The sequence below is a fragment of the Streptosporangium sp. NPDC000239 genome (assembly GCF_040300765.1).
Classification (GTDB): Bacteria; Actinomycetota; Actinomycetes; order Streptosporangiales; family Streptosporangiaceae; genus Streptosporangium.
Genome location: NZ_JBEPEI010000007.1, coordinates 329,952 through 347,836 on the forward strand (window position 1 = coordinate 329,952; position 17,885 = coordinate 347,836).

Annotated in this window: 17 protein-coding genes and 1 pseudogene; 3 read left to right on the plus strand and 15 right to left on the minus strand. The window is 70.9% G+C overall.

The features are described 5' to 3' along the window. Positions 1-34: 34 nt before the first annotated feature. From ABT340_RS20655 to ABT340_RS20695, 9 genes and pseudogenes are all read right to left on the minus strand, one after another. Positions 35-2,188 carry a peptidase domain-containing ABC transporter gene (locus ABT340_RS20655; protein WP_352012390.1) on the minus strand — a complete coding sequence of 718 codons (2,154 nt, stop codon included), beginning with the start codon at positions 2,186-2,188 and terminating at the stop codon, positions 35-37. Then, a complete protein-coding gene (locus ABT340_RS20660) occupies positions 2,185-3,207 on the minus strand; it encodes a TIGR04500 family putative peptide maturation system protein (RefSeq protein WP_352012391.1) in 1,023 nt (340 codons plus the stop codon). Before ABT340_RS20660 ends, ABT340_RS20655 begins: the two co-directional genes overlap by 4 nt. Next, positions 3,197-4,198 carry an MvdC/MvdD family ATP grasp protein gene (locus ABT340_RS20665; RefSeq protein WP_352012392.1) on the minus strand — a complete coding sequence of 334 codons (1,002 nt, stop codon included), beginning with the start codon at positions 4,196-4,198 and terminating at the stop codon, positions 3,197-3,199. The genes ABT340_RS20660 and ABT340_RS20665 overlap by 11 nt, the downstream gene beginning before the upstream one ends. Before the next feature lie 148 nt (positions 4,199-4,346). After that, positions 4,347-4,541, minus strand: a complete 195-nt coding sequence (locus ABT340_RS20670) for a hypothetical protein (protein WP_352012393.1) — start codon at positions 4,539-4,541, stop codon at positions 4,347-4,349. Positions 4,542-4,628: 87 nt separating this feature from the next. Continuing rightward, positions 4,629-7,889, minus strand: a complete 3,261-nt coding sequence (locus tag ABT340_RS20675) for an ATP-binding protein (RefSeq protein ID WP_352012394.1) — start codon at positions 7,887-7,889, stop codon at positions 4,629-4,631. Between the two features lie 66 nt (positions 7,890-7,955). After that, on the minus strand, positions 7,956-8,153 hold the full coding sequence (locus ABT340_RS20680) for a hypothetical protein (protein ID WP_352012395.1): 198 nt from the start codon (positions 8,151-8,153) through the stop codon (positions 7,956-7,958). Positions 8,154-8,314: 161 nt separating this feature from the next. After that, positions 8,315-8,617: pseudogene (locus ABT340_RS20685) on the minus strand (IS5/IS1182 family transposase); the annotation flags it as partial. 55 nt (positions 8,618-8,672) lie between these two features. Continuing rightward, positions 8,673-9,461, minus strand: coding sequence for an esterase/lipase family protein (locus ABT340_RS20690; RefSeq protein WP_352012396.1), 789 nt, complete (start codon positions 9,459-9,461; stop codon positions 8,673-8,675). A gap of 197 nt (positions 9,462-9,658) precedes the next feature. Further along, the gene (locus ABT340_RS20695; RefSeq protein WP_352012397.1) at positions 9,659-10,219 is read right to left on the minus strand and encodes an RICIN domain-containing protein; all 561 of its coding nucleotides are present in this window, start codon (positions 10,217-10,219) and stop codon (positions 9,659-9,661) included. A 90-nt stretch (positions 10,220-10,309) separates the two neighbouring features. Between ABT340_RS20695 and ABT340_RS20700 the strand changes: the two genes are divergently transcribed. Further along, positions 10,310-10,480 carry a hypothetical protein gene (locus ABT340_RS20700; RefSeq protein ID WP_352012398.1) on the plus strand — a complete coding sequence of 57 codons (171 nt, stop codon included), beginning with the start codon at positions 10,310-10,312 and terminating at the stop codon, positions 10,478-10,480. Between the two features lie 63 nt (positions 10,481-10,543). After that, positions 10,544-10,816: a hypothetical protein gene (locus ABT340_RS20705; RefSeq protein ID WP_352012399.1), complete on the plus strand. Its 273-nt coding sequence runs from the start codon at positions 10,544-10,546 to the stop codon at positions 10,814-10,816. A gap of 103 nt (positions 10,817-10,919) precedes the next feature. On the opposite strand, the gene ABT340_RS20710 is transcribed toward ABT340_RS20705, so the two are convergent. The 6 genes from ABT340_RS20710 to ABT340_RS20735 form a co-directional block, all read right to left on the minus strand. After that, a complete protein-coding gene (locus ABT340_RS20710) occupies positions 10,920-11,840 on the minus strand; it encodes a pentapeptide repeat-containing protein (protein ID WP_352012400.1) in 921 nt (306 codons plus the stop codon). Next, a complete protein-coding gene (locus tag ABT340_RS20715; RefSeq protein ID WP_352012401.1) occupies positions 11,837-12,088 on the minus strand; it encodes a hypothetical protein in 252 nt (83 codons plus the stop codon). Before ABT340_RS20715 ends, ABT340_RS20710 begins: the two co-directional genes overlap by 4 nt. 936 nt (positions 12,089-13,024) lie before the next feature. After that, positions 13,025-13,510, minus strand: a complete 486-nt coding sequence (locus tag ABT340_RS20720) for a nitroreductase family deazaflavin-dependent oxidoreductase (protein WP_352012402.1) — start codon at positions 13,508-13,510, stop codon at positions 13,025-13,027. Positions 13,511-13,513: 3 nt separating this feature from the next. Then, the gene (locus tag ABT340_RS20725; RefSeq protein ID WP_352012403.1) at positions 13,514-14,698 is read right to left on the minus strand and encodes an FAD-dependent monooxygenase; all 1,185 of its coding nucleotides are present in this window, start codon (positions 14,696-14,698) and stop codon (positions 13,514-13,516) included. Further along, entirely contained in the window at positions 14,695-15,288 is a 594-nt protein-coding gene (locus ABT340_RS20730) for a TetR/AcrR family transcriptional regulator (RefSeq protein WP_352012404.1), read from the minus strand. The genes ABT340_RS20725 and ABT340_RS20730 overlap by 4 nt, the downstream gene beginning before the upstream one ends. A 474-nt stretch (positions 15,289-15,762) precedes the next feature. Further along, the gene (locus tag ABT340_RS20735) at positions 15,763-16,689 is read right to left on the minus strand and encodes an AraC family transcriptional regulator (protein ID WP_352012405.1); all 927 of its coding nucleotides are present in this window, start codon (positions 16,687-16,689) and stop codon (positions 15,763-15,765) included. 140 nt (positions 16,690-16,829) lie between these two features. Here ABT340_RS20735 and ABT340_RS20740 point away from each other — a divergent pair, with 140 nt between their 5' ends. Beyond that, positions 16,830-17,882, plus strand: a complete 1,053-nt coding sequence (locus ABT340_RS20740; protein WP_352012406.1) for a saccharopine dehydrogenase family protein — start codon at positions 16,830-16,832, stop codon at positions 17,880-17,882. Positions 17,883-17,885: the final 3 nt, after the last annotated feature.

The following is a 17,885-nucleotide window of genomic DNA, read 5'->3' on the forward strand; positions in this document are numbered from 1 at the left end:
CACCCAACAAGGACGGACTTGCTGACCACTGGGATCACACTTGGCGGCTGCTGGGAGCGGCTCCGGCGAAGCCGGGCGCCTGGTGCTGGTAGCGGACCAGGTCGGCGTAGTGACCGCCGTACGCCATCAACTCGTCGTGGGTGCCGGCCTCGACCAGCCGGCCCCGATCGAGTACGACGATCAGGTCGGCGTCCCGGATGGTCGACAGCCGGTGGGCGATGATGATCTGCGTCTGCCCGAGCCGCAGCAGGTTGCGGCGGATGCGTTCCTCCGTGACCGCGTCCAGGCTGGCGGTCGGCTCGTCGAGCAGCAGGACCCGGGGGCGGCGGGCGAGCGCGCGGGCCAGCGCGACCCGCTGCCGCTGCCCGCCGGACAGGCGTCCCCCGCCCTCCCCGATGTTGGTGTCGTACCCCTGGGGAAGCCGCACGATCTCGTCGTGGATCTCGGCCAGCCGGGCGGCGTACTCGACCATCTGCCGGCTCACGGGGGCGAAGCCGGCGATGTTGTCCCTGATCGTGCCCGCGAACAGGTGCGGCTGCTGGGTGACCACCCCCACCTGCCCGCGCAGCCACCGCAGGTCGAGCTCCTCCAGCGGGATCCCGTCGAAACGCACCTGCCCCGCGGCCGGCTCCACCAGCCCGACCAGCACCCGGCCGAGGGTGGTCTTGCCGGACCCGGAGGCGCCGACGATCGCCACCCGCGCGCCGGGCGGGACGCGCAGGGAGACGTCCCGCAGCACCGGTGTGCGAGCGTCGTATCCGGTGCTGATGCCGGTCAGGGTGATGCCGCCGCGCAGCCCTCCGTCCAGCCGGACGCCTCCGGCGCGTTCCTGCTCCGCGCTGATCAGGTCGGCGATCCGGCCGATGTGCGCGGCGGCGAGTTGCAGCTGGTAGACGATGCCGAGCAGCGACGCGAGCGGCGCCGTCGCCGCGGCCGCCAGCGACACCAGGGCGAGCTGGTCACCCAGTGTCCGCCCGTCGGCGGTGGCGAACACGGCGACGAGCAGTCCCAGGTCGAGTGCCATGCCGAGGGCGTTGCTGGCTGCCTGCACTCCGGCCACGTGCCGGTTGCGCGCCGCCCCGGTGGTCAGTTCTTCGTCGTGGTGCCCGCGCCAGCGGGCGACGGCGGCCGCCTCGCCGCCGGTGGCTTTGATCGCCTCGATTCCGCCGAGGCTGTCCACCAGGGCGGACTGGGTGGCCGCGTTGCTGTGCACCGCGGCGAGGGCCAGATGGCGTCCGCTACGGGCCGTGGCCAGCACGACGACGCCTTGGGCGGCGGCGACCGCGAGCGTCAGCGACGCGAGCCCGGGGGAGGCCACGAAGAGCAGCGTCAGGTACGTCACCGCGGTGAACAGGTCGAACAGGAAGGTCAGCGACTGCTCGGTGAGAAGGTCGCGGAGCATCGCGACCCCGCTGAGCCTGCTCAGCAGATCGCCTCTCGACCGCTGCTGGAAGAAGCGGTACGGCAGGGCCAGCGTGTGGCCGACGAGCGTGCGCATGACCTCGGCCGCGACCGAGGTCTGCAGCCTGATCAGCGTCCAGGCGCGGGTCCACGCGATCAGCGCGTGCACGACGACGACGCAGCAGGCGGCCGCCGCGAGCGCCGTCACGTCGATCTGCACCGGCCGGTCCACCACGATCTTGGTGAACAGCGGTACGGCCAGGCCGAGGACCTGCGTGGCGAGCGAGGCCAGCAGCACGGCGGCCACCAGCCTGCGGTTCGCCAGCGCGGGGGCGACCAGCGGACGCAGCACTCGCCACGGCCGGGATCTGACGGCGGGCGTGAGCCCGGCGGGGGCGTCGGCGAGCAGTACCGTGCCGGAGTAGCCGGCCCTGAACTGGCGCTGCGACAGCCGCCTGCGCCCTCGGGCCGGGTCGAGGACGGCGACGCCGCGCGACGTCACCCGCTCGACCACCACGAAGTGGTTGTTCTCCCACAGGGCGATGAACGGCGCGGCCAGCTCCGCGATGGTGTCCAGCGGGGCGCGGCAGGCGCGCAGCCGCAGCCCGAAGCGGGCCCCGGCGCGGATCATCTCGCGCAGGCTCACCCCGTCGACGCCCTCGGCGAGGTGCTCGCGCACCTCCGCGAGGCCGGTGCGGCGCCCCAGCGCGCCGAGCACCATGGCCAGGCAGGCGGCGCCGCACTCGCTGCGGGTGAGTTGCATCCGCAGCGGCACCCGCCGTCTCATAGCCAGAACCATTTGATCTCGGATGCGCACCGCCGCTCGTCGAGCCATGCCTGGAACGCCGCATCCCGGGCCGCGTCGAGCACCTCGGGCGACTCGGGGTCCGGCGGGACGACCTCGTACACCACCCCGGCCAGATGGCCGCCGTCGTACGGGACCGGCCCGGCCGCCGTTCCCGCCGGGACGTCGCGCAGGGGTTCGGGCAGACGAGGGGTGAGCGTCGCGGCGGCCTCCAGCCGTAGTCCGGCGGCTTCGCCAGGTGCCAGCAGAGTGGCCGTGACCCGGTTCGCGAACTCGGTCACCGGCCCGTCGAGCAGGGCCCGCAGCGGCTCGGGGCGCGGCCCGGTCACCCACGCCGCCCGCCGTACGGTGAACCGCTCCGGATGCCCGGCGAGGTAGCGCCGGGCCGGGTCACCGGCGAAGCGCTCGCGGACCCGGGCGATGCGCGCCTGCGTCTTGACGTGCTCCCGGAAGGCGTCCTCGGACAGGCCGCTGTCGGCGAGCCACTCCAGCGTCCGGGCGCGGGTGGTGAGCCCGCGCCGCCGGCGGAACTCGTCGGCGGCCTGCTGGGTTTCCGCGACGGTCAACGTGTCGTCCTCCACCTCGCCGAGGAGGATGCAGTGGTCCACGAGCCGTTCGTGCAGTTGCCGATCGCGTGCGCCGAGCGCCCGGATGGTGGAAAGCGCCGTGAAGATCGACAGCCCGTGCCCGTCGACGTTGACGACCTGCCCCGCCGCCCAGTGGGTGGAGTGGTCGACCAGCCACGGAACACCGTCGTCCACCTCGGCCGACAGCGCGACCGTGCCGCCCTCGGGGTGCTCGAGGAGCAGGTCGTACCCGACCCTGGTCGTTCCCGGCGGCTCGTCGACCACGAGGTCGGCGCGCAGCCACGGCCGCTCTGCGGCCCAGTCCCGCACACGCCGGTGCGCGTCGCGCACTGCGTCCCGGGCGGGCGGCAGGCGGCGCAGGAGCGCGACCGCGTCGGCGAGGTCCGTGGCGAAGGTGTTCTGGTCAATGGGCATCGGCGGGCTCCTTGACAGGGGGACGGGCGGTCGCGTCAGCGAGCCAGCCGGCGATCGCGTCGCTGATGGGCAGGCCGCTGAGCAGCTCGACGAAGGCCCACTGCCCGTTGACGTTGAGCTCCAGGAAGACGTACCGGCTGTCCGGCGTCACGATGAAGTCCAGGGCGCCGAAGGTCAGGCCGAGTCCCGCCACGAGCCGGACACACCGGTCGGCGACGTCCCGCGGCAGATCGTAGGCGGAGTAGCCCACGTTGGGATCGTCGTAGTGCCGCCAGTCGACGGCGGTCAGCCGTGACGCCTGGGAATCGATGCGGGCCGCGAACACCCGCTCGCCCACGACGGTCACTCGCAGCTCGTACGCCTTCGGCACCTGGGGCTGTAGCATCGCGGGGCCGTACCGGAGCCGGTGCCGGCCCGACAGCCGGCGCCGCGGCACGACCGCCGTGTAGAGGTGGCCCTCCTCACCGCCCAGTTTGAACGGGCTGTAGTCGAGCATCTTGGTGACAAGACGGCCCCCGGCCCGGTTCCACGCCGGGGCGAGTTCGTCAGGGTCGTTCGTCACGACGGTGTCGACCACGGCGAATCCGAGTTCGGTGGCGCGATGCAGGTGCAGCAGCTTGTTGTCGATCGCCCGGGCCCGCTGCGGCTGCGCCGGCATCCACCTCGCCCCCACCATGAGGTCGTACGCGCCGGCGAGCGCGTGCTTGGCCCCGTGCTCGGCGAACTCTCGCTGTGACGGCTCCCGCACGTCCGGAGCGGACGGCTTGTCGGGGCGGCGATACCAGACCGCGGTCACCGCCGACAGGTCGTGCGTCTCTCCTCGATAGGTCAGCCGCTGGCGCCAGCGACCGCTGATGAAGCTGGTGGTGAGGGTGGAGGACCCGGGATAGTCGGCCTCGTCCCACCACAGCAGCGGCACGCCGCGCTCCTTCAGCTTAGGCAGCACGGCGTGCACCGAGTCGTCGCGGGCGCTACTGATGATCAATAACACGGTCGGGATTCCTTCGCCGTCATACGTGGGGGGAGCCGCCGTCCACGGACGTCGGCTCCCCGGTGTGAGGCGTGAGACCGGCCGCACCTGGTCAGGCGGTCAGCGCCAGGAGCAGGCCGCGGTCGTCACGGTCGGCTCATGCCGCCGGTCAGTTGTACTTGATGGTGTCGGTGGGCCGGCCGTAATTCGCGGTGGAGACGTAGGCCGTCCCGGGGCTCATGCTCGCCGAGATCACGGTGCCGTCGTCGAGCACGATGTCGATACCGGCGACGGCGTCCAGGTCCGCGCCCGCGAGCTCGGAGACGCCCGCAGGCAAGTCTTCGATCTTGAGAATGTCGCGCATGACAATCCCCCATCTGGTTGTGCCGGGCCGCGCTCTGCGGCCCTGCACCCATCCTGGGGGCCGGCGTTTGGGGTTCTCTTGGCCACTCTAGGCCTGGCTTGGTCCCTCTTGGTCCCTCTTCACGACCGCCCGGTCCCGCCACCAGGTCAGCCCGTTCTCGTCCGACAGCCGGGCCACCAGTGCGAGGTGCCGCCGTGCGGCGTCCGCGTCGCCCATGGCGCCGGCGAGCAGGGCCAGATACCAGTCGACCGGGCCCGTGCACATCACTCCCGACCAGGCGGAGACGCGCCCGCTGTAGGGCAGCAGCGCCGAGTAGGTCAGCCGGCAGGCGGAGACGTGACCGAGGGCCGCCTGCGCCGCCGCCTGGAGGCAGCTCGCGTTCAGCCACGACCAGTCCTCGGGCGGCGTGCGCCAGCCGTCCCGGGCGAGGTCACCCGCCTCCGCGGCCCGGCCCTGCGCGCACAGCTGAAGGATCCGGGCGGCCCTGCCCATGGAGGGGTGGAAGACGGCCGTGCGGTCGATGTACGGCCCCGCGTCCGCGATGGCATCCCGGTGGTAGTGCAGCATGACGCGCCCCATGGCGACGAGGCCGTCGGCGTGCCACATGCCGATCCGGTCCGCCTGGCGTCCGGCCTCGCGATACGTGGCGTCCGCGTCGCCGAACCGGCCGTCCAGCGTGAGCCGTACGGCTCGCCACATGGTGTGCTGGAAACGGGGCCACGGCAGCGGCAGCCGCTCCAAGACGGCGTCGCACCGGGCGGCGGCGGCGTCCGCGCCGCCGACGTCGAAGGTCTCCAGCCTGACATTCGTGTACAGCAGTTGTGCGAGCAGCTCGAACCCGGGCGACTCCGCGCGCAGCGCCAGCGCGTGCAGCTCATCGGTGATGTCCCGCAGCTCGGAGACATGCAGCGGCTGGGGCAGGGCCAGGTGGCGCGCGTTGAGCATCCCCATCAGCAGGAGCGGGTCGCCCAGGCGGCGCGCCATCCGTACGGCCTCGGCGGACAGGGAGTCGCAGAGCGGGTTTCCGGTCCCGTCGTACAGTTCCTGGGCGAGGCCGCCGAGCAGCCGGGCGCGTTCGGGGCTGTCCGTGGGCGGCAGCATCCGCAGGCAGGTTTCGAACCGGTGGACGAGGCGCAGTTCCACCGCCTCGTAGGGGTCGCGAAGCGTCCATTTCGCGGGCGCGTCGAGCGCGGTCAGCGCCCGGGCGGTCAGCTCCGGCCCCGCCCCGGCCCGGTCGGCGGCGCGCACGGCCTCGGCTCTCGCCCTCCGGGCCCCGACCAGGTCTCCGGCGTCCAGAAGAGCCCGGACCTGACGGAGCAGCAGCTCGACGTGGTCGAGCGGATTTCCGGAGCAGGCGCCGTGCGCGTCGATCGCGCGGCCCAACCACTGGGCCGCCTCCTCGAAGGCCATGCGCAGGCCCGCCTGCTCGGCCGCGGCCCGGGCCCAGCGGACCGCGTCGCGGTAGGCCGCCGGCCCGGCCTCGACCGCGTGATGCGCGATCGCGGCCACGTCGCTGCCGGGGCGGGCGGCCAGCGCGGCCATCACGTCGCGGTGAAGCGCCGCCTTCCGCAGCGGCGGGATGTCCGTGAGGAGGGTCTCCTGAACCAGGTCGTGGACGAAGGCCATCCGTTTGCCCCGCTCGACGACCAGACCGGCCTGTGCCGCGCGATCCAGCAGGTCGTACACCTCCGAGCGGCCCACCTCCGCGACCACCGCGGGGTCGAAGGCCCGCCCGATCACTGCGGCGATCTTCAATGCCTCGCCGGTCTCCGGCGGCAGTACGGCGATCCGCCGACGGACCACGTCCGCCACCCCGTCGGGGAGCGTGTCCAGCTCCCGGCCCTGGGCGAGCAGCCGCACGCTCTCGCGGACGAAGAACGGGTTGCCTCCGGTGCGCTCGGTCAGCCGGCCGACCGTCGGCTCGTCGAGGTCCGTGCCCATCTCCGCCGCGATCGCCCGTACGGCGTCGGCCTCCAGGCCGGTGAGCCGGATCCGCAGCAGCTCGTATCGGGTGACGCGCCCGAGCAGTTCGTCCACCGTGAGGCCGTTCGTGCTTGTGGAGGGCGCGCCGGCGAACGCCGCGTCGCGGAAGGCCGTCACCAGGGTGACGGGCGCCGGTTCGGCCGCGCCCTCGGTGCACATGACCACGTCCCTGAGCAGTTCGAGCGACGCGGGGTCGGCCCAGTGCAGGTCGTCCAGGACGATCAGCGTCGGCCGGGCGCGGGCGGCCGACGCGAGCCATTCGGCGATGGCCTTGTTGCGCCGCAGCCGGGCGGCGTCGGTGGAACCGGCGGGCACCTCCTCGTCCAGGAGCCCGGCCAGCGCCGGCAGGTCGGGCGGGGGGCAGACGAGGGCCAGCGCGTTCAGCACCTGGAGCCACGGCCACAGCGGCGGCGCCCCCTGGGCCTCGTGGCAGCCCCCGCTGAGGATGAGGTATCCGAGATCGTCACAGTGCCGGCGCAGTGCGTCGAGCAGGAAGGTCTTCCCGATCCCCGGTTCACCGGTAACCGCGGCGATGGCCACCCCTCGGTGGTCCGCCCGGCCCAGCAGCGTCTTCAGCTCGGCCAGTTCCCGCTGCCTGCCGGTGGGGGCGGGGGCCGCCGGCCGGGACGGACCGGCCTGCCGGAGGATGTCGTGCTCCAGCGCCCGCAACTCGGGTCCCGGGTCCAGGCCGAGCTGCTCCAGTGCCTCCTTCGCCTGGGCCGCCGCGGACAGGGCGTCGGCGTGACGGCCGACGCGCGAGAGCGCGGCCGCGAGCAGACACCACAGGCTCTCCCTCAGCGGATGCCGCGCGGTCTCCGTCGTGAGCGCGTCGATCGCCGTGTGCGGACGGCCGAGATCCAGCAGCGCCCGGGCGCGCCGTTCGACCGCGATGAGGCGCAGTTCTCCCAGCCGGTTCGCCTCGCCGACCGCCCAGGGCTCGTCGGCCGTCTCCGCGTACGGCGAGCCACGCCACAGCGCGAGCGCCTTGTCGAGGCGGACCAGCACCTCCCCGGGCGGGCCCGACTCCGAAGCCCGCACCAGTTCGGCGAAGCGGATCGCGTCGACGTCCCTCGTGTCGAGGAGGTAACCGGGCGGCCTGGACAGGAGAAGCCGGGCGGGAGTGCGCGGCCCTCGCTCCGGCTCGATGACACGGCGGAGGTTGGAGATGTAGGCGTGCAGCGTGGCACGCGCCCCCGGGGGAGGCGTGTCGCCGTACAGGTCGTCGATCAGCGTCTCGGTGGGGACGACGGTCCCTCGCGCGGCCAGGAGCCGGGCCAGGACCGCTCGGGGGCGCTGCCCGCCCACGTCGACGGCGTGTCCGTCGTCGCCGCGCACCTCGATGGGGCCGAGAACCCGGAACTCCACCTCTGCTCCCACCTCTGGCCGTAGACCGTGCCGAACGACAGCCAACGAGTGTAGGGCGAACGCCGGTCAGGCCCTCGACAACCTGATCACGTTCCAGGAGACGGGCGGCAGCACGATCCGGAGCGGGTCGCTCCGGTGATCGGTGTCGGGGCGGGGCGTCACCCGTTCGGGGTCGTCGGCGCTGTCAGGGACCCCGAAGAACGCGATGGCGGCGTCAAGGTCGTCGACAACGATGAGGACGTTGTCCATCCGCTGGATTGTCATGCTGGGTCTCCTTGATCACGCGGCCGGTTCGTGGCCGCTGGTGTTCCTGGGACTAGGGCCTGTATCGAAGTCCGCTGTGGCGGCCCCGCCGCTCTAAGAGAGCGTCTGAAGAGCGAAGTTTGTGGTTGATTGCCAGTTACGCGTATCGCCAGTGGGGTGGTTTAGCCGGTTATGCGTCGGGTGAGGTTGTCGATGGAGGCTAGGCGGATCATGGCTGCGGCGTGGTCTGGTCGTGTCTCGTAGTCGCGGGCCAGCCGACGGTGGAGCATGAGCCAGCGGCGTTTGGCGACGTGGAAGCCGGGCTGGTTGGAGCGCCGTGCGACGACCTCGACGTCGATGCCCAGGCGGGCACCGTGTTCGACGGCGGCGTTCTTGAAGCCGGTGTCCACCCAGGCCTTGGTGATCGTGGGATAGGTGCGGCTGGCTTGGGTGAGCAGGGTCTTGCCGATGGCGTTGTCGGACAGGAGTGATCGAGGCCACGGGCCGCGGCTGCCGTACGGTACTGGGTGAGGCGGCGGCTCAGGGTTCGCTGCTCTGCCTGGACAGGACGGACTGCTGTGAGACTCCGGCGGCCCCGTACCGTAGGAAGTTCATGGAGTCGGTGGCCACCTTTTCCCGGTCCAGGATCGAGTTGTGCACCGAGGGGTCGATGCAGCTGCCGCCCGAGGTCTCCGGTTCGATCGTCAGGTTGACGGCCCCGTCCAGGTGCACGCTGTCGGCGGCCACCTGCCCGTCATCGGTCCCGGTCGCATACGTCATGACGGTGTCGGGGGTGATGTGCGCATGGGCGTTCAGGTCCTTCAGGAAGTCGCTCTCCGTGCCGAACAGGGTGTCGCGCCACATGTCCTGGCACGCCTGCCAGGGGTGGCGGGTAGGAGACCAGCAGCATCCGGTTCCGTGGTTGGGGGTCGCCAGGGTGATGATCCGGCGGATCGTGGCGCCGTCCTCCTGGGCTTTCCTGGCCACCAGCCCTCCCATGGAGTGAGAGACCACGTCGACCTCGCCCAGCTGCTCGGAGGAGAGCCAGCCGGAGAGCCGTTTCGCGTTGTCGGTGATGTGGTCCTCGGTGGTTTCGCTGTAGTCGAAGGCATGCAGTCTTCCCGGCGGGAAGTCGCCCGCGGTGTCCTTCTCGAACCTCTCCTTCATCGACGACCAGACGCCCGGGCCCGCATGGAGCCCGTGCACGAACACCACCGGGCGGGTATCCCCTGCCCGGGTCTCGTCGGCGGCGACTGAGGCCGCCCCGCTGACCGCCACACCGACACCGACCGCGGCGGCCACGGCGGCCGCCCGCATCCGAAACACCATGGGGAACCTCCATCGAGCAGCTCATCGCCGCTCGGGTAGGTGCGGCGGAGCGCAACAGGAACGGCCGGGATCACGGTCTGGGCCCCGGCCGGGCGCGCAGGGGTCCCCCCTTGGGTCGATCCCGTGCGCGTGCCATTGGTGGGCACTCCAGCGGCGCAGGCGTTTTCCTGGGCCGCCGGTGGCCGTTCAACTACCTCTTAGAGGCCCGGGTCGAAGCGGAACCGCTGGGAGAAGTCGCCGCTGCAGGTGTAGGTCCGGATGGGGGCGCTGTTGCCGGGGTCGCCGTTGGCGATGGTGAAGCACTTGTCCGAGAACGCCTTGATCTCGTACTCGTTGTTTCCGGCGGGAACGAGACGGAACCGCTGGGAGAAGTCACCGCGGCAGGTGTAGGTCCGGATGGGGACGCTGTTGCCGGGGTCGCTGTTGGCGACGGTGAAGCACTTGTCCGAGAACGTCCTGATCTCGTACTCGTTGTTTCCAACGGGGATGAGGGTGAACTGTTGAGAGGGGTCGTTACTGCGGCAGGTGTAGGTCCGGATGGGGACGCTGTTGCCGGGGTCGGTGTTAGCGACGGTGAAGCACTTGTCCGAGAACGTCCTGATCGTGTGGCTCTGTACGTCGCTCATGGCGGCCTGGGTGTGGGCGTCGAGGGCTACCGCGGCTTGGGGAGCGACCATCGCAGTGCCGGTGAGGGCGGCTGCGAGTACGGTCGCCGCCGCCAGCCGTCGTGCCGAGAGCCTGTGGGTGGGGTGGTTCATGGGTGTCCTTTCTCTTTGCTGAGGGGGACCCATCACAGTGTCGTTACTTAAAGTAGTAACACGAAAGCACTGTGTAACCCATGTGTGTGGGTGGTACGTCTGCCTTTCTTCGCTGGTCAGGAGCGCGTCGAGGAGCGCCCGGCTGGAGACTGCCGAGGTCACCCTGACCGCCCGCACCGGACAGCCGAGGCCAGCGCCCGCGCCTTCCGCGCCGGGGCGGCCGAGCAGGCCGCCGTCGCCGACCAGACCTTCGAGCCGTAAGCGCTCGTCCCCGCCGGGGCGTCGGGAAGACAGTGATCAGTGACCGGCGACCTGGTGGGAGGGATGGAGAGCATTTCGGAGGTGTACGCCGCGCTGGCGACGATCGCCGCGGCGGCGCGGGCCGCCTACGCCGACGGCTCCAACCTCCGGGTCCGGTCCTCGGGCATCGTGCACGAGGTCGCCATGACGAAGTGGTTCGCCGACGAGCGAATGCCCGGCCCGGCCTGCATGGTCGGCGTCAGCGGCTGGGACCCCGGCGCGGCCCACCCGGACCGCGGGCCGGTCGCCTGCCGCCGATGCCTGAAACTCACCGGAACCGAACCGCCCGGCGAGTAACTGCAGCTGTTCGGCGCCGACGAGCAGGACGCGTCCGCAGACGGCGGGGGCGGGGCGGCGGAGGCCACAGCTTGATCTGCTGGTTACAGGCAGGGTCGCCCGGTCAACCCTTCTCGTCTGGCGCGTCAACCGGTCCGGGCTCGTCAACCGCGTCTGCGACCAGATAACCCTTGCCATCGAACGTCACCTCCAGGCGCCATCCATCCGGCCACACGTGACCGTTTACGGGAGCAGCCGTCGCGTCGAAGAATTCGACGCCTTGGGGAAAGGCCGCCATGTAGAAGCCGGCAACGTCGGTGAAGGTCACCCTGTTAAACCTGGTCTTCCCGTTGAAGGTCGCCTTGTCGAACCAGGCGGTCTTGTCGAAGGTCGTCATGTGGAAATAGGCGCCGCTGGTGAAGGCTGCTCCGTTGAACCTGGCGTCTCTGGTGAAGGTTGCCCTGTTGAATCCGGTGTTCCTGGCGAAGGTTGCTCCGTTGAAATCGGCGTCCCGGGTGAAGGTCGCCCCGTTGAAATCGGCGTTCCCGGCGAAGGTCGCCCCGTGGAACGTGGCGTCCCCTGTGAAGGCCACTCTGTGGAAGTTGGCCTCCGTGACGTGGCAGTTGCGGAAGTTCGGAGTGGTGAGGGTGGCGCCGGTCAGGTCGATGCGCATGCCCTCCCAGAACCGGGGGCCAGCCAGTTCGGCGGTGCGATCAGCCGGTGGGCGGTCGTCGTGGAGGTGTTCTTCCAGGATGCGCTGGGCGGTCAGCCGAACCTGGAGTTCTTCATGCGAGTCGCGCCCTGAGGCAGGGGCGGAGGCTCCGGCGATGGCGGCACGCGGGACGGCGGGCGTCAGGTCCTGCCGGGGGCCGTCGGGCGGCGGGTTGAAGGGCATGCGCAGGTAGGCGCAGATGACGTTGACGATGGTCTGCCGGTGGCCAGGGTTGTCCTGCGCCAGGCGCTCCAGGGCGTACAGACCGGCCAGTCGTACCGCGGCCGCCTCATGACCGAGCTGCTCGACCGCCTTCGTATACAGGTCGGTCACCCGGCGCTCGACGGCATCGTGGGTGGTGTGCGCGGCGGGACCTCCTGGTGGTGCTGGCGGCGGAAGGCCAGCACCAGCGTGACCGCCGCCCCGACGGCGGCCCCGGCGGCCAGTGCGGTGCGTAGCACCTCTCCTCGCGCGTTCCCCGCTCCACCGGTGCTGGGGTTCGAGATGGAAACGGTCGCGGCCGGGTCGGCCAGGAGCCACCACAACGTGGCGGCGACCGCGACGGCCACCAGCACGGTCACGCAGGCAACCCACCAGAGGGCCGACCGGGGCGTGCGCAGTGGCGGGAGTGTGACGGCCTGCCGGCGGGAAGGACGACGGCGCGGGAGGAACGGCATGCCTGCCATTCCCGCCATCCGGTACCGCCGTTACGAATGCCGAGGCCACCAGTCAGGAGACACCGGCTTTCGCGAACTTTGCGAGCCGCGCGGGAGGTGACCTCGGGGCGGGCTGCCCCTGCCCGGCCTGGAGGACAGCCGTCGTTTGCCCGCTCGCTCCGCCGTACGGGTCGGACGCCGATTCCTCGGGGACTTGCGCGGGCGGCGCCGACAAAAGGATGCACCGCGGCCCCAGGGAGGGCACCGCGACCGGACACAGGAATGGCCATCGCCCGCAGGAGGAAGGCCAGACCGGGGACGGCGATGGCGTTGCGGCGCGGGCTGTCTCGATCAGCGCCGTGACCACGGTGAACACCCAGCCCGTCCCCGCCGGCGAGAGGTCGAAGAGGTCGGGGCCCCGGAGACGGGCGGTCCCCGTACGGCCAGACCGAGCAAGGCGACGGCGAGGTTCGCCGCACCGGCCACGAGTACGGCGGCTGCCGGAGGCGCGTGACGGTCGACCGTTCCGGCACCGATCGGCTCGCCGGTCTCCTTCTCGGTGCGGGTGTGCCGGGTGGCGAACAGACTGGCGAGGACGGCGGCGGCGCCCGTCACCCGTCAGGCGGTCAGGCCTCCGGCGGAGGGCGGATCGAAGATCGGTCCGGCGAGCGCACGCAGAGCCGGGTCGGCGCCGATGGTGAGCTCCGGCGCGAGCCTCTCTTCCAGGTTCGGGTACAGCTCGACGCTCAGACGTTGGCGGTAACAGTGGCGAAACGCATCGGCCAGAGGAATTTCGCGGGAGTTCGCCCGTTTTCGGGAGAGGTCGGTGAAGCGTTTGATCCGGCGGCGGTCGCCGGTTGGTCAGCCGCTGTGGGGCCGGCGCGGAGTGAAGCAGACGAAGGGGATGTGTCTGCCCACCTCGCGGTAGTCCTCCTGACTGCCGTCAACGGCGAAGCCCATGATCTTGCAGAGCCGACGGGCCGCGGCGGGGTGGCGGGGCGCGTACCGGGCCATGATCTCGGCCCCCGCCTCGGTCTCGACGGGGGTGGCCGTCACCTGGAGGACGCGGCCGCCGACCTGGATCGTCACTTCGGGAGTGGCCATGACGTTGCGGTACCAGTCGGCTTTGACTCCGAACCCGGAGGCGGCGAAGTAGCCGTGCTCGTCGTGATGGACGACCTCGATGACGGCTTGGCGGCGACGTCCTGAGACCCGTCCGGTGTGGGTGAGCAGCATGACGCGGTGGCCCATCAGCGCCCCCAGACCCGCCCGGTACAGCAGGATGGGCAGCCGCCACAGCCTGCGGCGTATCCCGGTCGGCGGGGCGGGCCTGTTGACGATCTCCATGATTCAGCCTCTCTCGAATTCGACGGTGGCCGGGGGCAGGAAACTGTCCGCGCCGAACTGCCGGCGCAGGACGGGTGCGAACAGGTGACGTGTGATGAGCCGGTTGGCCAGGCTCTGGACCGTCAGCCCGGCTCGGGTGACGGGCAGCAGCATCCGGGCGAACAGCAGCGCGTTGCGCTGGCGACGCCGTACCTGGGGACGCATCCGCGCCTGGTAGCGGGCGAAGGCGCTTTCGTGGCCGGGCTCGGACGCCAGCGCCTCGGCCAGCACGTACGCCCCGGCCATCGCCATGGACACGCCCTGGGCCGAGACCATGGTCATGCAGCCGCACGCGTCGCCGACCAGGGCGACCCGGCCACGATGCCAGGCGGGCATCACGACCTGGGCCATCGTGTCCATGAAGATGGACTCCCCTGCGGGGGCGTCGTCCAGCAACGACGGCGTGAGCCAGCCCGCGCCGTCGAACCGCGCCCGCAGCAGGTCCAGGCGCCGCTCACGCGGAACGCTCTCGCCGTACGGCGAGCGGAACAACAGCAGGGTGACCAGGCGACCGGGCTCATCATCGGGATAGACGACGACCTGACGTCCCGGCTCGGTGTAGTGGGCGCGCACCCGGCCCCAGCCGTAGCGGTCGGTCACCGGGTAGGAGGCCAGGCGGCAGCCGAGGTGACGGACGAACCGCTCCTCATGGCCGAAGACGAGTTCCCGGGTCCGCGAGTGAACGCCGTCGGCCCCCACCAGCAGATCGAACCGTTCCCTGCCACCGCCCGTGAAGCCGACCTCGACGGCCGTGCCGGTGTCGCGGACCTCGGCGAGGCTCTCCCCGAAGCGGATCTCCACCTCGGCGGCGACGGCGTCGAGCAGGGCGCCCTCCAGCGTGGAGTGCATCAGCGGCAGGTGTGGCCCCCGGATGATCCGCTCCAGCAGCTCCGGCGTCAGGCTGGCCTGGGAACGCCCTGAGGCGTCGACGAACTCGACCGCGTCGACCGGCAACCGGTGCGGGGTCAGCCGGTCGAGGACGCCCATGCGGGTGGCCACGTCGTATCCGGTGCCGAAGAAGTCGATCCCGTACCCGCCCAGGCGACCGTGTGGCGCGTGTTCCACCACGACGGGTTCGATGCCGCGGTGCCGCAACCAGTACGCCAGCGTGAGCCCGGCGATCCCGCCCCCGCTGATGAGGACCCTCATCCGTCCTCCCTGGGCAGCAGTTGCTCGGCCACGGCCAGCGCCTCGCCGATGGGAAGCTCGCTGTCGATCATGTAGTGCAGCATCAGCCCGTCGATCGCGGCGACGACCAGGGTGGTGATCCCGATCGACCGGCCGGGCGGCCAGTCGGGATGCGACCGGCTCAGGCGCTCGGCGATCCGCCCCCGGGCCTGGCGTAGCTCGTCGCGCAGCACCGCGCCCAGTGTGGGGTCGCGGGTCGCTCCGACGATCAGTTCCGCGGCCAGCCGGGTGGGCCCGTCGCCCGCCGTACGGGGCAGCAGGGTCGCGATCGTGGTGAGGGCGGCCCGCTCGTCGTCGGCGCCGAGCAACTCCTCGACGAGCGGGTTGATGATGAGGTCGGTGGCCCGCCGGAAGATCGCCGCGTGCAGGCCGGGCAGGCCGCCGAAGTGGTAGTGGATCAGGCCGGGGTTGGTTCCGGCGCGCTCGGCCACCGCGCGCGTGGTGACGCCGGGCCACCCCTGCTCGTCCAGGAGCGCGATGCCGGTCTCCACCAGCTGCTCGCGACGCCGGTCGCCTCGCGCCGAGTTTGGTCGATCGGCCAAATTGGTCATGTGGCCAACTTAGCACGCGTCCCGCGGAAACGGTCAGGTCGCGTCGTCGGCGAAGTGTGACAGGGCCGTCTCAGCCAGGGCAGGGCGATCGAACGACTTCCCAATCACGCTCGGCGACGCCGCAGGCGCGGCAGCCGTGCGGTGGCCCCAGCGACGACGGGGTGCGGCTGTCGCGGCGCCCGCGTTCCCACCCACCGGCCAAATCGGGGTGTTACCGATTCCTGGCGGCTGGGTGGAAAAACGCCTTCGGAGGAGGACGGTCGGCGAAGCCAAGCGTTCCCGGTTTCCATATTTCGGCTGCATGACGTGCCGCCCACGGGTCGTTCCGCCGGACCCGAGCACCGGGAAGCCCACCCGTTCTCCTGTCTGGATTCGCCACGAACAGGCTTCCAGGACTCGCGCGGCCTCTTGGACGCCGTTAACCGACTGTCATAGGCCGCCGGACCTCGAAGATCCCGACGCGGGTGTCGTGCTTCAGCCGACGCGGCGCCGGTAACCGCCGGGCGGTGACCCGTACTGGCGTTTGAAGGCATGGGTGAAGGTGTACTGCGAGCTGTAGCCGACCTGTTGGGCGATCGTGTTGACGGGGGCGTCGGAGGTGCGCAGGAGCCGGGCGGCGGTGGTCATCCGCCACCATGTCAGGTAGGTGAGCGGTGGCTGGCCGACCAGGTGGGTGAATCGCCGGGCGAAGGCGGCACGGGACAGGCGTGCCTGCGCGCCCAACTCCTCGACGGTCCATTGTCGGCTGGGGTCTCCATGGATGGCGCGGAGGGCGGCGGCGACTGCGGGGTCGTGCAGGGCCGCGGCCCAGCCGGTGGCGGAGTGGCTGGAGAGGCGCCGTTGTTCGAACCACGCGCGCAGGATGTAGAGCAGGAGAAGATCCAGCAGGGTGAGCAGGATCGTGTCGGAGCCTGGGCGGGCGTCGTTGTCCAGTTCCACGCCGAGGAGTTCGATCGCGGCGCGGAGTTCCCTGTGGCGCCCTACCCGTGTCGGCAGGTGGATGACCTCGGGCAGGTCGTTCAGGAGTGGATGTGACCCGGAGCCGTCCAGGAGGTAGGCGCCGCAGAGCATGACCACCGTGGGCGGCCGCTCGGCTGACGTCTCGTCGGCGCGGTCATCACGGACTCCGGTGAACGTTGCGGGCGGATCGCTCGCCGGGGTGGACGGGTCGTCGGCCAGCCCGTGTGCGGATCCGCGCGGCAGGAACGCCACGTCACCCGGTCCGAGCGCGATCGGCTCACCCTGCGAAGGGAGAAGCCAGCACGTTCCCTGGAGAACGATGTGGAACCCGGCGGACGGCACCGGCGCAAACCACTCGGCGAAGGGAGCGGACTTGACCACCCGACTCGAATGGGGTCGACCGGTCCGCGCCGCACTCACCACGTCAGACAGGACATCCACGCAGCCAGTGTAACCAATGACGACCTCGGCGAAGACGATGACGCAAACTCCGAAGCTTATTACGTATTCAATCGTCTCGTATCAGCGCCTTACTGTGCTGATGGCCGAACAACCGCGCAGCTCCATCGTGAGGAGACGACATGAAGATCGCCGTTTATGGCGCGAATGGATACCAGGGAAAGCTCGTGCTCACCGAACTGGCACGCCGCGACATCGAGATGGTCCTGGCCGGACGTGATCTCGCGCGTCTGGGGGAGGCCGCCTCGACGGTCGGTCTCCCCGACGCGGAACAACGCGTGGCCGACACCGGTGACCATGAGGCGCTGGTGCGCGCGTTCCGCGGCTGCGACGGCGTCATCAACTGCGCCGGACCCTTCACCTCCTCAGGTGAAGCCGTGGTCCGCGCCGCGATCACCACCGGCTGCCACTACGTCGACACCTCAGGCGAGCAGCTCTACATCAAGAAGATCTTCGACACCTTCACCACGGAGGCGGAGAACGCCGGGGTCACCGTCGTGCCCGCCGCCAACGACGGCTGCGTCCCGGTAGACCTCATGGCCCACATCCTGGCCGACCATCTTGAGTCGGTCGAAGAGATCATCACCACCCACGTGATCGTCGGGGGCGGCGGCATGTCGCGCGGCTCGCTGCGCTCACTGGTCGAAACGATCGACGCCATCAAAACGGGAGGCATGACCTACGACGACGGCGACTGGCGCCTCGGCATACCCGCCCGCCACACCACGATCAGGCTGCCTGGACAGTCGGACGCAACCCCGGTGACGGCCTTCCCGGTGCCGGAGGTGGTGACCATTCCCCGTCACGTCCGCCTCCGGCATGTCCAGGGCCTGACGGAGGCGGCGCTGGGCGACCAGCTGAACACCCCGCTCACACCGGAGCTCATCGAAAGCCTGCCGGAAGGACCCGATGAGGACCGCCGCCGCACCCAGCGCTTCACCTACGTGCTCGACGCCACCGGTACCGACGGCCGCCGTGCCCGCGGCATCGTCCAGGGCCCCGACACCTACGGCACGACCGCGGTGATCGCCGTCGAAAGCGCCCGCCGTCTCATCGCCGACCCCGCCAAGCCGGGAGTACTCGCACCCGCCCAGGCCTACCACCCGAACTCGTTCCTCGACTTCCTCATCCCACATGGGGTCCACCGGATCACCGAGGACGCGCCGGCAGTCTGACAA